We start from the raw sequence: 14,917 nt of genomic DNA, 5'->3' as shown, positions 1-14,917 counted from the left end.
CCGGAACGTGGGCTAGGGACGCGCATGGCCTCGGGCGCCCGCATGCGCGTCATCCTTCTCGCCGGGTGCGCACTGCTCGTGCGCGGCGCGACCTTCGCCGAGCAGCCTGGTGAGCTCGACCCGACCTTCAACGGCGGACAGCCCGTGATGCTCGACGTTTCGCACACCGTGCCGCACACGACCTTCTTCGTCGGCATCGCGTTCGACGACCAGGGGCGCCTCCTCGTCGCCGGCAACTCGACGGACGACACGGGCCGCGGTGCGGTTGCGCTCGTGCGACTCACCGCCAGCGGGGCGGTCGACCCGTCGTTCGGGACCAAGGGCTCGACGGTCGTGCAGATGGGTCTCGGATCGGGAACGTTCGCGCCGGGTTCGCGTGCAACCGCGATCGGCCCGCGACCGGCCGGCGCCGGCTGGCTGATCGGCGGTGGGGCCACCGCGTCGGACGCCCGCGGCGCCGCGCTGGTCGGCGCGTTCGATCCGGATGGCATGGTCGACGTCGGCTTCGGCAACGGCGGCAGCATCCGGCCTCAGCCCGCAGGCGTCGGTCAGACGACGAATGCCGAGCGCGCCGCGGTCGGTCCGGACGGAGCCACCTATGTTGCATCGACGATCGACACGATGACCGGCACCGATCGCAAGCTCGGTCTCTCGAAGGTGCTTCCCGCGGGTACGCTCGATACCGGCTTCGGGAACGTTCCAATGCAAGGCTCGTACGTGAACGGGTTCTCGGAGACCACCGATACGGGATCGTACGGGCTCGGGTGCCTTGTGACGGCCGCGGGCGTCCTCGTCGTCGGCACGACGCTCGCGACGAATGGAGCGCAGGAGGTCCTCGTCGTCAGGTTCACGGAGTCCGGCTCGCTCGACACGACGTTCGGCGGCGGAACCGGCTATTTTCGCGCCCAAGCGGGCGATCCGGCTGCTTCGAACCGCTATTCACAGGGAACGACCGTCGCCGAGGGACCCGAGCGCGAGATCTACGTGGGCGGAGTCGGCACCGACGGCGACAACCACCCGGCGTTGCTCCTGATGCGCCTCACGCCAGGCGGGCTGCTCGACACGACCTTCGGCATGGGCGGGATCCGTCGCATTCAGCCGGGCGTCGGTTCGACGCAATCCATCCTCGCCCAGGTGGTCGTGCAGCCCGACGGCAAGGTCGTTGCGTACGGTCGCACCGACGAGGGCGGAGCGACACGCGCGATCGTGCTGCGTCTCGACGTCGACGGCAACCTCGATCCCTCGTTCGGTACGAACGGACTCGTTCGGCTCGAATACGGTGACGAGTCGTTTCCCGGTGGCGCGCGGCTCACTGCAGATGCAGGCTCGGTCGTCGTGACGGGCCTGGCATCGTCAGGCTCGAGCTCGGAGGGCTTCGTCGCCAAGGTCCTGCTGGCGCCGTTCACGACCACGACGACGACGCTCCCCGGCGCCGAGTGCCCCGCCGCGCCGTCGCTCGGGGGCGTGCGCTGTCGCCTCGGCATCCTCGCGACGGCCATCGATGCGGCCGCGCCCGCCGGCAAGCTCCGAACGCGGCTCGATGCGACCTCGGCTCGCGCCGGCTCACAGCTCGAAGCCGCGGAGGGCCGGACCGGCAAGTCGCTGCGCCGCAAGCTGAAGAAGGGGTTGGCGAACGTGCGCCGGCTCGGGAGGCAGCTTGCGTCCAAGGCCGCCCAGCGAAACATCGCGTCCGATCAGCGCGGCGCGCTGGCGGTGCAGGTGCAATCGCTCGTGAGCGAGCTCGCGACCCTCGCGGCTGCGGCGTAGCGCCGCTCAGTCGATGCGCGCGTCGACGCGCTTCGGGGCGCGGAAGGCGAGCCCCAGGATCTGCGGCGGCGGCGCAGCGGGATCGAGCCGGAGCTTCGGCAGGCGGTCGAGGATCGCGTTGAGCGCGATGCGGACCTCCATGCGCGCCAGGTGGTAGCCGAGGCAATGGTGGCGACCGAAGCCGAAGCCGAGGTGGTCGTCGGCGCGACGGTCGAGGTCGTAGAGGTCGGGATTCGGGTAGTGCTCCTCGTCGCGGTTGCCCGAGGCGTTCATCACCGAGACGTTCATCCCGGCCGGGATCTCGACGCCGCGCATCTCGACGTCGCGCGTCGCCTGGCGCGACGTCATCAGCACCGACGTCTCCCAACGCAGCGTCTCCTCGATGGCCCACGGCACGAGCGAGCGATCGGCGCGCACGCGCTCGTAGCGCGCCTCGCGATCCGAGAGGAGCGCGACGAAGAGGTTGCCGAGCAGCTTGAACGTCGTCTCGGCGCCGGCCGGGATCAGGAGGCGCAGGAAGTTCACCACCTCGTCGCTCGTGAGGCCCTCGCCGTCGACGGTGCCGGTCACGAGCTTCGAGATGACGTCGTCCGCCGGGTGCGCACGGCGCTCGGCGATGACGGGGAGGAGGTACTGGCGGAGCGCCTCGGCCGCCGCGAGGCCCTTCTGCAGGTCCTTCGGGAACCCGATGATGTCGAGCGCCCAGGACTGGAACTGCGGATAATCCTTGCGCGGGATGCCGACCATGTGGGCCATCACCTGCACCGGAAAGCGGTCCGTGAAGTCGGCGACCAGCTCGGCCGCCGGCCGCGTGGCGAAGCCGTCGATGATTTCGTGGACCATCTTCTCGAAGACCGGCTCGAGCCGCTCCAGGTTCTTCGGCGCGAACACCTGCTGCACGAGCATGCGGTGGCGCGTGTGCTCCTTGCCGTCCATCTCGATGAGCGTCCGGCCCATCACCTTGCCGACCTCGAAGTTCGACTTCGAGGAGAACGTCTCGTGGTCCTTCAGGACGGCGACGCAGTCGTCGTACTTGCTGACGGAGACGGCGACGCGACCCATGAATTCGATCCGCAGCACGGGCGTGTTCGCACGCATCATCGCGAACATGGGGTAGGGATCCGGATGATCGAAGATCATCTGCGGGTCGAAATCGATGCCGGTGTCCATGATGCGTCGGGTGTAATCGAACATTCGCCCGATTACCAGCCGAAAATGGGCGCGCTGGTTGACGGGCCGCCGCGCGCCCTGTTAGCGAACCCCGGTGACCACGAGCGCGCCACCCGATCCGGACGTCGTCGCGCCGCGGCCGGGCGAGGAGCTCGACGCGGTCGCCGTCGGTCGCTACCTCGACGGCCGCATTCCCGGCGCCACAGGCACGCCCGAGATCTGGCAGTTTCCCGGCGGACACGCGAACCTCACGTACCTCGTCCGCTACCCGGCAGCGCGCTACGTGCTCCGCCGCGGCCCGCACGGCGACGTCGCGGCCGGCGCGCACGACATGGGGCGCGAGTACCGCGTGCTCTCGGTGCTCTACGAGCAGTTCCCGCTCGCGCCCCGCGCGTTCCTCTATTGCGAGGACAAGAGCGTCCTCGGCGCGACGTTCTTCGTCATGGAGCGGCGAGAGGGCGTCGTCGTCCGCCGTGACGTGCCTCCGGAATTCGGGGGCGGCAAGGACGCCAGCCAGAACCGCAAGCTCTCGCAGGTGATCATCGACACCCTGGCCGACTTCCACGCCGTCGACGCCGAGGCCGCGGGATTGATGGGCCTCGGCAAGCCCGAGGGCTACCTGCAGCGTCAGGTGAAGGGCTGGAGCGATCGCTGGAACCGCGCCAAGACGAAGGAGCTGAAAACCGCCGACGAGGTGATGGCGTGGCTCGTCAGCCACATGCCGCCGTCGCCCCCGCCGACGCTCGTCCACAACGACTGGCGCCTGGACAACATGGCCGTCGCCGCGGACGATCCGGGTCGCTGCGTCGCCGTCTACGACTGGGACATGTGTACGGTGGGCGACCCCTTCACGGACCTCGGGACGCTCCTCGCCTCCTGGTACGAGCAGGGCGAGACGTTCGAGTTCCTGTCGCCCATGCCGTCACGCGCGCCGGGATTCATGACGCGCGCCGAAGCGATCGCACGTTACGCCGAACGCAGCCGCCGCGACGTCTCGACCATGCCGTACTACTACGTGTTCGGCCTCTTCAAGATGGCGGCCGTCGTCCAGCAGCTCTACTTCCGTTACCTGCAGGGCCATACGCAGGACGCGCGCATGGCGGGCGGCGAGGTCGTCGCCGAGGGCATGATCGGGCTCGCGCACGACCACATGACCCGGCACCCCTGAGGGCGATCGCCGCTCAGCGACGCGGGCGCGGCGCCGGGACGAACGTGGTGCAGCCCCACCGCTCGCGCGCCCAGACGCCGAGCGCGAACCCGGTGGTGTAGCCGAAGGCCCAGATGAGGAAGGTGGTCACGGCTGTGTCCTCCCGGCGAGCGTTCGTACTGCGAACAGGATCGTGTCCTCGCGCGTCAGCTCGCGCGTGCGTCCGTCGCGCCCGCGGAGCCTCACCATGAGGCCGGCCGTCTCCTCGACGCTCCAGCCCGCCAGGCGCAGGAACTCGGCGGCCATCTTGAGGTCGCCCGACGAGACCGACACCTGGCCGGCGAGGATCCAGGCTTCCATGAGCCGCCCGGCGAACAGCTCGAACTGCGTCGCGATCGTGCGCGGCAGCTCCTCGTCGACGATGTTGCGCTCCACGCTGGCCTCCCGTGCCCCGTTGGGGTGTGCAACGGTAGCAAGCCCTCTGCCGCCGTGGCGGCCTGGATTTCTCCGCGCCGGTGGCCGTGGCGAGCGCCAGGAGTGGCACACCGGTGGCGCCCGGCGCCCGCAGGCGGCGCACCGGCGTCGCATCGCCCCGCGCCCGCCGTGCGTCGTGCGAGGTTCGGGTCAGCGCAGGGCGGCCCGCAGCTCGTCGCGAAAATCGGGATGGGCGACGCCGATCAGGGCCTCGGCGCGCATCCGGTCGCCCGCGAACGAGACGTCGACGGCGCCGTGCTCCGTCACGACCCACTGGAGGTGGTGCCGGGCCGTCGTGACGAGCGTGCCCGGGGGAAGCTGCGGGACGATGGTCGACACTCGCCGTCCCCCGACGGTCGCCGTCGACTTGAGGCAGAGGAGGCTCTTTCCGCCCGGCGCCTCGCTGGCGCCGACGACGAACGACTCGTGCCCGCCGATCCCCGAGTACTGGCGGCCGCCGACGTGGTCGGCCGCCGCCTGCCCGAAGAGATCGACGCTGAGGCAGCCGTTGACGCTGACGAGCCTCCGCAGCTTGCGGAGGAGGGCCGGCTCGTTGGTGGCCGAGACCGGCAGCATGCGCACGATCGGGTTGCCGTCGAGCCAGCGGTAGAGCGCGGCGCTGCCGAGTGCGAAGGTCGCGACCGAGACGCCGTCGTAGAGGCCTTTGCGGTTCGTCACCTTGTCGGCGTCGTGGAGGTGCATGACGCCGTCCGAGAACATCTCGGTGTGGACGCCGAAGTCGCCGAGCGGGCCCGCGGACAGGATCTGGGCGATCTGGTTCGGGATGGCCCCGATCCCGAACTGAAGGGTCGAGCCGTTCTCGATCAGGTCGGCCACGTGCCGCGCGATCGCGACGTCCTCGGGTGACGCCGGCTCGTCGGGAAGCGCGAACAGCTCGGCCTCGTGCCGGGCCCACGCGTCCACCTGGGACACGTGGATCCGGTGGTCGCCGAGCTCCGGAAGACCGCGCACGCGCGGCATGTGCGGATTCACCTCCGCGATCGCGAGCCGCTCCGGATCGCTTGCGGCATCGAGAAACGGACGGTACGACGCGCCCGCGTGCGTGCCGAAGCTGAGCCAGCCCTCCGCGTCGGGCGGCGAGGTGACGGCCAGGACGACGCGGGGCTTGTGGACGAGGGCAAGGCGCTCGAGCCCGTGGAAGTCGCCGGGGAGGAACTCGACGCGGCCGCCGGCCGCCCGCGCCATGCGCTCGATCGGGCCGAAGAAACCGGACATGACGCGCACCTTCGGGTTCTGCAGGAACGTGTACGGCGCCGAGAGGATGCCCGTCTCGATCACCACGTCCTCGAGATCGGTGCGCGCGCCGAGCGCATCGAGGATGCCCTGCGGCTGCCCGCTGACGAACCCGCACATGACCTCGTCGCGCGGCTGGACGAGTGCGGCGGCCTCGGCGACGCTGACCTCTCGGCCCTTCGCTCCCACGCGCCCCCTATGGCAGCTTGCGCACGAACGAGAAAGGGCCGGCACCGTGGCGGCGCCGGCCCTTCGAAGTGCTCGTCAGGAAGCGACGGTCAGCAGTGCTTCTCGCAGCGGCGGTAGGTCCGCTGCCCCTTGACGGTCGCTCGGGGCTCGCTGTTCGTGCGCTCGAAGACCTTGTCGTGCTTGTCCTGCGCGACGCCCTCGCACACCTCGGTGCAGGTCTGGTCCGGGGCGGCGCAATCGGTCGTGCACTGGTCGAGCACGCCCTGCTTGGCCGCGGTGCAGTCGTCGGCCGAGTTGCCCGCCGCGAGGCAGGTCTTCTCGACCTCGTTCGCATGCGCCTCGCAGTTCGAGTCGCACGTATCGGGCGGCTCCGGCGCGCAGTGATCGGCCATGCAGGCGTCGTTCACCTCGCCCGCGAGCGTCGTGCACTCGTCCTCGGTCTTGTCGCTCGCGAGGCACTTGCGCTTCACGCGGTCGGCCTTCTTCTGGCAGCGGTTCGCGCACGCCGCCTGCGGGTTGCAGTGGAGCTGCACGCAGCCGTCGAACTCGGTCTGCGCCGCGGCCTTGCAGTCGGCCTCGACGCCGCCGTCCTCGATGCAGCGGCGCAGGTCGTGCCGCGCGTGGTCGGCGCAGCGCTCCTTGCACGAGGCATCGGGGCTCTCGTCCGAGCAATGCTCCTCGACGCAGTGGCGCTGGGCTTCCTCACCCAGAGCGTCGCAGAAGTCCTGGTCGAAACCGGCGTCGACGCAGGCCGCGACCACCTTGGCGACGGCCTCGGCGCAGCGCGCCGGGCAATCGTCGGCGTTGCACTGGTTGGCGATGCACTGATCCTTCGCGGTCTGGGCCGCCGCGGCACAGTCGTTCTCGGTGCCGCCGCCGGCGACGCACTCCTGGAAGCCGGCCTCGGCGTTCTGCTGGCAGGTCTCCTCACAGCTCGGGCCGGGGTCGGAGCAATTCTCGTCGATGCATTGCTGCTTCACGGTCGCCTTCAGCATGGCGCACGCGTCCTCCGTGCCGCCGTTGTCGAGGCAGGCCTGGCCCGCCTTCTCCGCCTTGCCGTTGCAGCGATCCTCGCAGGGCACCTCGGGCTGGTCGTTGCAGTGGTCGACCGTGCACTGCTTGAGCGCCTCGTCGGCGCGCGCGGAGCACAGCTCCTTCGCCGCCTCGCCCTCGGTCGCGATGCAATCGGTGAACACGCCGTGGGCGAAGGTCTGGCAGTCGGCGTGACAGCACTTGTCGGGCGCGTCCTGACAGCCTTCGGTGCCGTCGCAGAGATCGCTCACGCAGCGGGTGAGGGCCTCGTCGTGCGCGTGCTGGCAGATGTCGGCGCAGGCGTCGCCCGCGTCACAGTTCGCGAGGCACTTGTTCTGCACGCCGGTCGCGCTCTCCTCGCACTTCGACTGGCAGTCGCCGGCAGGCGGGGTCTGGCAGTTCGTGTCGACGCAGGTCTGGAAGGTCTGGGCCGCAGCGGCCTTGCAGTCCTCGTCCGAGCCGCCCTGCTCGATGCACGTCTGGAACGCCTGCTCGGCTTGGACGCCGCACTGCTCGGCGCAGGGGCGATCCTCGGCGACGGCGCCGCGGGCTGCGAGCAGCAGCCCGAAGGCTGCGGTGACGACGATTCGGCCAATGCGCATGGATTTCTCCCTTTCGACGAGTTGTCGGCAGTGGCGCGGAGAGCAAGCGACATGCCCGGTGCAACACCGCGACCGGGCAGGCGCGCCAGTTCGCCGCCGTGTCGGAATCCCGACGGGGCGGGCACCGGTTGACGCTCTCGCCCCCGGCGGTCTACGGAGCGCGCATGCGCGTACTCCTGGTCACCCTTGCGTTCCTCGTGGCGCCCGTCGCGTTCGCCGATCCCGTGCGGACCCAGGCCGGCGCTCTTCGCTTCTCCCATCCTTCGGAGTGGGTTCGCGTACCGGCGCCGTCGGACATGCGCGCCGCGCAGTTCCGCGTTCCGAAGGTCGAGGGCGACGGCGAGGACGCCGAGGTCGTCCTCTTCTTCTTCGGCAAGGGACAGGGCGGCAGCGCGCAGGACAACCTCGATCGGTGGTACGGTCAGATGACCCAACCCGACGGCTCGGCGTCGAAGGACAAGGGCGTCGTCACCATCAAGACGATCAACGGCCTCAAGGTGACCGAGCTCGACCTGGCCGGCGCGTACAAGGGGATGCCCGCGCCGGGCTCACCAGCCGCGACGAAGTCCGGCTATCGCTTGCTCGCCGCCGTCGTCGAAGGAGACGAAGGGCCGTGGTTCTTCCGCCTGGTCGGGCCCGACGCCACGGTGAAGGCGGCGAAGCCCGGCTTCGACGCCCTGCTCGGGAGCGTCGAAGTGCACAAGTAGCGCGCTACGACGCGACGCGGGCGCGCAACCGAGCGTTCGACGCGACGTCGGTGGCGAGGTCGATCGCCGTCCACGCCATCGCGAGGGCGCCGTCGGCCACCGCCTTGTCGGCCGCTGGCGTCGCGCAATGGGCGGCGAACTCGGGCTGATGGTTCACGGCCGGAAGCGACTCGACGCCGATCGCCGGATGGATCGACGGGATCGCGAGCGAGACGTTGCCCATGTCGGTCGAGCCGGCGAAGCGCTCCCGAAGCGGGCCCAGGTCCGGGAACGAACGCCCGAGCGCTTCGGCGTTGCGGCGATAGAGCGCCGCGATCTCGGAATCGTGGACGACCTCGGCGTAGCCGAGCTGCTCGTTGGCGAGCTCGAGGCGCGCGCCGGTCGCGATCGCACCGGCCTCGAAGCAGCGCATGACCTTCGCGCGCAGCTTGCCGAGGTCGTCCATCCTGCTCGCGCGCACGACGTAGCGCGCGGCCGTGTGCGCCGGGATGACGTTGGGCGCCTCGCCGCCGCGCAGCACGATCCCGTGGATGCGATCGGTCTGCCGGATGTGCTGGCGCAGGAGCCCGATCGCCGTCTGGGCGACGGTCAGCGCGTCGGCCGCGTTGACGCCGCGCTCGGGAAACGCCGAGGCGTGCGCCGCCTTGCCGTGGTAGTGCACGTCGAACTGCTGAAAGGCGATCATCGCCGGCTCGGCGGCGTCGATCGGCGCGGGGTGCACCATCATCGCGGCGTGCACGCCGGCGAAGGCGCCGCGCTCGAGCATGATGATCTTCCCGCCGCCATTCTCCTCGGCGGGCGTGCCGAGCACCGTGACGGTCAGGCCGACGTCGTCGGCGATGCGTGCGAGCGCCAGCCCCGCGCCGACGGCACTGGCGGCGATGATGTTGTGCCCGCACGCGTGTCCGATCTCCGGCAGGCAGTCGTACTCGGCACAGATGGCGACGTGGAGCGGACCCGAGCCCGCGCGCGCGAGGAACGCCGTCGGCAGGCCGCACGCCCCGCGCTCGACGCGGAAGCCTGCGGCGTCGAGCGGCTCGGCCGTCCAGACCGAGGACTTCTCCTCCTCGAAGGCGAGCTCGGGATGCGCGTGGATCCGATGCGACAGGTCGACGAGCGACTTCCGGGCGTCCTCGATGCGCTCGCGCGCGGCGGCTTTTGCGTCCATGCCCCGCATCGTACCAGTATGGGGGTGCCATGTACGACGGCCTTCTCGTCGTCGACGCCGACGCCCACAAGATGGAGAACCCGGTGGTCTTCTTCGACTACCTGGACCCCGCCTATCGCGACCGCCTGGGGTCGCGGATCGATCGCCACGGCCAGCAGCGCCTGGTGATCCGGGACTTCAACCCCGCGACCGGGCGCAACGATCTCGAGCGCGTCTTCCCCCAGCCGGAGGGGCCGGGCAAGGGGGCGTTCGCGGCCATCCACCCCGAAACCGCGATCGGCGGCATCTTCAACCGCATCCGCATCGAGCACATGGATCGCGAGGGCGTCGACGCCCAGGTGCTCTACGGCTCCATGACGCTCTCGTTCGAGGCGATCCTCGATCGCGACCTCGCCGTCGCGTGCATGCGCGCCTACAACTCGTACATGGCCGACGACTGTCGCGCGTATGCGGGGCGGCTCTTCCCGGTCGCGTTCGTGTCGCTCGTCGACCTGCCCGAAGCCGTCGCCGAGATGCGCCGCTGCGTCGAGGAGCTCGGCATGATCGGCGTGCACGTGCCGCCGAGCCTCCCGGTGCCGCATCCCGCCGCGCCCGCGGCCTTTCCCGCCGTCCGCCTCCCGAAGCACGTCTCGCATCCGGACTTCGCGCCGATCCTCGCCGAGGCCGAGCGGCTCGGGATCGCGGTCGGCGTCCACGGGTCGCCCGGCGTCTACCTGCCGGGCGGCATCTCGGAGCAGGTCGACACGTTCATCCTCTCGCACGTCTTCGGGCACCGGAACCAGATGCAGATGGCGCTCGCCGCGTGCGTCTTCGACGGCGTGTTCGATCGGCACCCGCGCCTGCGCATGGGGTTCCTCGAGGCCGGCTGCGGCTGGCTCCCCGACCTCGTGCACGCCTTCCACGAGCACTGGGAGAAGCGCATCCGCGACTTCGATCCCGACGTGCGCCTGCCGATGGGGCAGTTCACGCGCGAGCTGCTGCGCGAGCGCGGCGGCAGGGACGGTAAGCTCGGCCTCCTCGGCAAGGCCAAGGGCGTCTACGAGCTCCTCGTGAGCGTCGAGCGCGAGCGCCGTGATCCGGCGAACGACGGCTACGTCTTCGAGCATCGCCACCTGGACCACGATCCGACCGACTTCTTCCGTCGCGGTCAGGTGTTCGTGAGCTTCGAGTCGGACGACCCGGCGCCGGCCTATCTGCCCGAGGCCCTGGGCCCGATGGGCGAGGATCTCGCCTGCTTCAGCGCGGACTACGGCCACTGGGACGGCGTGCTCACCGACTGCGTCCGCAACGTGGCGCGCGTGCGCCCCTACGAGCGCGCGCACCTCGCGAAGCTCCTCGCCGGGAACTGCCTGCGCCTGTACGGCGAGCCGCTCGCGCAGCGCCTCGGCGCCTCGAGGGCCGCATGAGCGAGACGAGACTCTTCGGCGGGACCGAGGTGCACGTCGGCCAGGACGTCGGCGGGCGCACGTTCGCCGTCACGGCCGACGCCGTCGAGCGCTATCGCGAGGGAACGGCGAGCGCCGTGGCGACCGGCGACGTCGCGCCGGCGCTCACCTTCCACTCCGAGTGCTATCGCGATCTCGCGTGGTATCTCCCGAACCTCATCGGCAACCTCCACGCGCGCCAGGAGTGGGAGCTCTTCCGGCCGTTCCGCATCGGCGACACGATCCGCTCGCGGACGACGGTCGTCGAGCGCTACCGCAAGCGCAACCGCAACTACGTCGTCGCCGAGGTGCTGCTGACCGACCAGGGCGGCGCATGGCTGCAGCGGAGCCGCACCCACCAGAGCTTTCTCGCCGACGACCCCGGTAGCGACCTGGTGGTCGACCGCGAGCGCGAGAAACGGAGCGACCGGCGTTTCGAGCTGCCCGCCGCCGGTGGGGAGAGCATCGCGCTCGCGCCGCGCACGATCACGCACGCGATGTGCGAAGCCTTCTCGGGCCCCGTGAAGAACTACCACACCGACGTCGAGATGGCGCGGGCGCTCGGATTCCCCGACATCGTCGTGCAGGGGATGATGTCCGTATGCTTCACGGCCGACCTCGTGACCGAGCGCTACGGCATGGGCTTCCTCGCCGGCGGCAAGCTCGACGTGCGGCTCGTGAACGTCGTATGGCCGGGCGACGCCATCACGGCGCGCGGCACGGTGCGCGAGGTGACGGCTGAGGGCTCGCGGCGGCGCGCGCACCTCGACGTGTGGTGCGAGAAGGCCGACGGGACGGTCACGATCATCGGAGCCGCCAGTGCCTTCGTCGCCGCCTGAGGGGCCGATCGTCTTCTTCGACGGCGTGTGCACGATGTGCAACGCCTTCGTCGATCGGGCGCTGCGCGCCGACAGACGCGGTGTGCTGCGCTTCGCCCCGCTGCAAGGTGACACGGCGCGCCGCCTGCTGCCGCCGCTCACGGACGACGTCGAGCGCTGGTCGCTCCTCTACCTCGACGAGCGCGGCATCCACGACCAGTCCGACGCCTCCCTCGAAGCGTTCCGGCGCCTGGGCGGTGTGTGGGGGCTCGTGAGCCTGCTGCGGTTCGTCCCGCGCGCGATCCGCAATCCGCTCTATCGTTTCGTCGCGCGCAACCGCTACCGTTGGTTCGGACGCCGCGACACGTGCCGGTTGCCGACGCCTGCGGAGCGCGCGCGCTTCCTGCCCTAGGTCCCCGTGCGCACCGCGCGGTCGACGCGGCGATCGATCGCGCTGAAGCCGGCGATGAGCCCCTGCGCCACCAGCCAGCGCAGCGGCTCCGGCGGCATCGGCACCTTCCAACGTCCCCAGAGCGCGCGGCCCGGGCCGTCGCGGCCGAGCAGAAGGTCGGCGAGCATCGAGCCCGCGTAGCTCGCCATCGCGATGCCGTGCCCCGCGTAGCCGGCGCTGTGGTAGACGTTGCGATACGTGCCCCCGACGCCGACCGCGGGGAGGAAGTCCAGGCCGAAGGCGATGGGTCCGCCCCAGCGATGGGTGATCGCGACGTCGCGGAGCGCGGGGAATCGGGCGCGGAAGGCGCCCTCCAGGAAGTCGAACGTCGCCGGATCGTCGGGCAGCGCCCGCCCGTCGAAGCCGTAGCGTACGGTCTTGGCGCCGCCGACGATGCGGTCATCCTGCGTGAGGCGATAGCTCTCGAGGATCTCGTGCGCCGTGTAGATGCCCTCGCGCCCGCGCCAGCCGATCGCCCCGCGCTGCGCGTCCGTCAGCGGCGCGGTCGCGAAGAGGTAGACGTGGAAGCGCGAGATCGTACCGCGGAGCCAGCCGAGCGCGGGCGTGTAGGCGTTGGTCGCGAGCACGACCGCGCGAGCGCGCACGCGACCCGCCGGCGTGATCACGAGCGCGGGATTTCCCTCCTCGATGCGCGCGACCGGCGTCACCTCGAAGACCTGCGCACCGGCGCCCTCGGCGAGACGGCGAAGGCCCCGCACGTAGCGCCCCGGATCGAGGATGCCCCCGCGACGCATGAGGAGGGCCCGCGTGAACGTGCGCGGCAGGTCGCGCGCCCGCATCGCGTCCGCCTCCAGCATCTCGGCGTCGAGCCCGAGCCCGCGTGCGGCCGTGGCGGCCTTGTCGAGCATGCCGTGCTGGCGGGGGTGGACGGCCGCCATGACGTTGCCGACCGCGTCGTACCCGCAATCGATGCCGCTCGTGCGGATCGTGTCCTCGACGTGCGCGATCGCCAGCTGCACGAGCTCGACGAGCGCGTGGGCTCGCGATCTGAAGAGGAGGGCGAGGGTGGGGAGGTCCTTGCCGATGACGGGCGTCAAGTGCCCCGCGTTGCGCCCGCTCGCGCCGAAGCCGACGTGCTCCTGCTCGAGGACGACGACCGAATGGCCGGCGGCGCGCAGCGCGATGGCCGCCGACAATCCCGTGAACCCCGCCCCGACGATCGCGACGTCGGCGTCGACGTCGCCCGCGAGCGGGGCCGCCGCCGGCGCCACGCCCTCCATCCACAGGCTTCCGCCGGCGGGCGGCGTCACTCAGATCTCCTTCACCGCGGCGATGCGCTGGACGATCCGATCCGCCAGCGCCGCGTCCTCGAACGCGATGACCCGGAGCTTCCCGGCGACCGCACGGAGCAGCTCGCCGGGCTCGAGGAGGAAGGCGGGGTTCGACGGCTTGCCGTGGCGCTCGTGGCCGTGCGCGAACGTTTCGTAGATGAGGACGCCGCCGGGCTCGAGGCGATCCACGAGCAGCGGCACGAGCGGCCGATGCAGGTAGTTCGTCACGACGATTCCGCCGAAGCGTCGCTCGCCGAGGGGCCACGGGCTGCCGTCTTCCAGGTCCGCGCGCACGACCTCCAGGCTCGAGTTCGGGGCGAGGTCCGTCACGTCCCGATCGACCGCCACGACCTTGTGGCCGCGCTCGACGAACAGGCGGGCGTGCCGTCCGTTGCCGGCGGCGACGTCGAGCACCGTCGCGCCGTGCGGGACGAGGTCGGCGAATCGCGCGACCCACGCCGATGCCTGCGTCGCTCCATGCGCGGGCGCCGTGCGCAGGCACGCCATCACCTCGGCGTGGAGCGCCGGATTCGCGGCGATGATCGAGCTGCCGCGCACGGGATCGCCGCCTTCCCAGTCGGTGATGACGCCGCCCGCGCCGCGGATGATCGGTACCAGGGGAAGGAGATCCCAGGGGCTCATCACGGGGTCGGTCATGACGTCGGCCTCCCCGCTCGCGACGAGAAGATAGCCGTAGCAGTCGCCCCACGTCCGCAGCCATCGGACCTTGGAGACGAGCCGCTCCCACGCCGCGCCGTCCTGGTAGCGCGCGGCGGTCGTCGTGTCGGACGCGAGCAGCACCGCATCGGCGAGCCGCGCGGTCGAGCGCACGCGCACGCGGCGGCCGTTCAGCGTCGTCGTCGTCCCGTCGCCCAGGCACAGCTCGCGCAGGATCGGCTGATGGATCGCGCCCAGGATCGGCTCGCCGCGGTGCAGGACGCCGATCAGCGTCCCGAAGAGCGGCACCCCGGAGACGAACGACTTCGTGCCGTCGATGGGATCGAGCACCCACACGTACTCGGCGTCGGTGCGCTCGCTCCCGAGCTCCTCGGCCATGATGCCGTGGTCGGGAAAGCGCGCGCGGATCTTGCGGCGCATGACCTCCTCGGCGGCGCGGTCGGCCTCGGTGACCGGCGTCTGGTCGGTCTTCAGCTCGACGGCGAGGCTCGGGCTCCGGAAGTGACGGCGGATCAGGTCGCCGCTCTCGTCGGCGAGCTCCCGCACGAGCGCGATCAGCGCATCGACGTCCATCTCACCTCAACGCGAAAGGTCGGCCGCGGTCGTGAGCATCGTCCACGCGAACCACGCCGCCACGGTGACGATCAACGCCCCGGCCGCCAGCATCTTGTGATGTCGCTTCATGCGCGGGTCCTACACTACCCCGCCCACCGATGTCACCGGCGCGCCGACGTTTGCTCGGGC

13 protein-coding genes are annotated in these 14,917 nt (G+C 70.8%); 6 read left to right on the top strand and 7 right to left on the bottom strand.

Translation table 11 applies throughout. The annotated features are described in order from the left end of the window. The first annotated feature begins 24 nt into the window (after positions 1 to 24). A complete protein-coding gene (locus tag VMS22_19415) occupies positions 25 to 1,767 on the top strand; it encodes a hypothetical protein (protein HXJ36207.1) in 1,743 nt (580 codons plus the stop codon). Between the two features lie 6 nt (positions 1,768 to 1,773). On the opposite strand, the gene VMS22_19410 is transcribed toward VMS22_19415, so the two are convergent. Beyond that, positions 1,774 to 2,937: a cytochrome P450 gene (locus VMS22_19410; protein ID HXJ36206.1), complete on the bottom strand. Its 1,164-nt coding sequence runs from the start codon at positions 2,935 to 2,937 to the stop codon at positions 1,774 to 1,776. A 94-nt stretch (positions 2,938 to 3,031) separates the two neighbouring features. On the opposite strand from VMS22_19410, the gene VMS22_19405 reads away from it, so the two are divergent. Beyond that, complete coding sequence (locus VMS22_19405; protein ID HXJ36205.1) at positions 3,032 to 4,105, top strand: phosphotransferase family protein; 1,074 nt, start codon at positions 3,032 to 3,034, stop codon at positions 4,103 to 4,105. A gap of 126 nt (positions 4,106 to 4,231) precedes the next feature. Here the strand turns inward: VMS22_19405 and VMS22_19400 are convergent, their stop codons facing one another. From VMS22_19400 to VMS22_19390, 3 genes are all read right to left on the bottom strand, one after another. Beyond that, positions 4,232 to 4,519, bottom strand: a complete 288-nt coding sequence (locus VMS22_19400; GenBank protein ID HXJ36204.1) for a hypothetical protein — start codon at positions 4,517 to 4,519, stop codon at positions 4,232 to 4,234. A gap of 189 nt (positions 4,520 to 4,708) precedes the next feature. Further along, positions 4,709 to 6,001: an acetyl-CoA hydrolase/transferase C-terminal domain-containing protein gene (locus tag VMS22_19395; GenBank protein HXJ36203.1), complete on the bottom strand. Its 1,293-nt coding sequence runs from the start codon at positions 5,999 to 6,001 to the stop codon at positions 4,709 to 4,711. A gap of 89 nt (positions 6,002 to 6,090) precedes the next feature. Then, a complete protein-coding gene (locus tag VMS22_19390) occupies positions 6,091 to 7,635 on the bottom strand; it encodes a hypothetical protein (GenBank protein HXJ36202.1) in 1,545 nt (514 codons plus the stop codon). Between the two features lie 164 nt (positions 7,636 to 7,799). Between VMS22_19390 and VMS22_19385 the strand changes: the two genes are divergently transcribed. Then, complete coding sequence (locus tag VMS22_19385; protein ID HXJ36201.1) at positions 7,800 to 8,342, top strand: hypothetical protein; 543 nt, start codon at positions 7,800 to 7,802, stop codon at positions 8,340 to 8,342. Positions 8,343 to 8,346: 4 nt separating this feature from the next. On the opposite strand, the gene VMS22_19380 is transcribed toward VMS22_19385, so the two are convergent. Further along, positions 8,347 to 9,510 carry a M20 family metallopeptidase gene (locus tag VMS22_19380; protein HXJ36200.1) on the bottom strand — a complete coding sequence of 388 codons (1,164 nt, stop codon included), beginning with the start codon at positions 9,508 to 9,510 and terminating at the stop codon, positions 8,347 to 8,349. Between the two features lie 29 nt (positions 9,511 to 9,539). Here VMS22_19380 and VMS22_19375 point away from each other — a divergent pair, with 29 nt between their 5' ends. From VMS22_19375 to VMS22_19365, 3 genes are read left to right on the top strand one after another with little or no spacing between them, the layout of a single operon-like run. Then, complete coding sequence (locus VMS22_19375; GenBank protein HXJ36199.1) at positions 9,540 to 10,916, top strand: amidohydrolase family protein; 1,377 nt, start codon at positions 9,540 to 9,542, stop codon at positions 10,914 to 10,916. Next, complete coding sequence (locus tag VMS22_19370; protein ID HXJ36198.1) at positions 10,913 to 11,773, top strand: MaoC/PaaZ C-terminal domain-containing protein; 861 nt, start codon at positions 10,913 to 10,915, stop codon at positions 11,771 to 11,773. Before VMS22_19375 ends, VMS22_19370 begins: the two co-directional genes overlap by 4 nt. Continuing rightward, the gene (locus VMS22_19365; protein HXJ36197.1) at positions 11,754 to 12,164 is read left to right on the top strand and encodes a DCC1-like thiol-disulfide oxidoreductase family protein; all 411 of its coding nucleotides are present in this window, start codon (positions 11,754 to 11,756) and stop codon (positions 12,162 to 12,164) included. The genes VMS22_19370 and VMS22_19365 overlap by 20 nt, the downstream gene beginning before the upstream one ends. Here the strand turns inward: VMS22_19365 and VMS22_19360 are convergent. Both VMS22_19360 and hisN read right to left on the bottom strand, forming a co-directional pair. Then, complete coding sequence (locus VMS22_19360; protein ID HXJ36196.1) at positions 12,161 to 13,474, bottom strand: FAD-dependent oxidoreductase; 1,314 nt, start codon at positions 13,472 to 13,474, stop codon at positions 12,161 to 12,163. The two genes, VMS22_19365 and VMS22_19360, sit on opposite strands and share 4 nt — an antisense overlap. After that, complete coding sequence (hisN, locus tag VMS22_19355) at positions 13,475 to 14,746, bottom strand: histidinol-phosphatase (GenBank protein ID HXJ36195.1); 1,272 nt, start codon at positions 14,744 to 14,746, stop codon at positions 13,475 to 13,477. It lies immediately after the preceding gene. Positions 14,747 to 14,917: the final 171 nt, after the last annotated feature.

The sequence above is a fragment of the Candidatus Eisenbacteria bacterium genome, from assembly GCA_035577985.1.
In the GTDB taxonomy this organism is placed as follows: Bacteria; Desulfobacterota; Binatia; order DP-6; family DP-6; genus DATJZY01.
The sequence above is the reverse complement of the archived record's forward strand: the minus strand, read 5'-3'. Positions and strand labels throughout refer to the sequence as shown.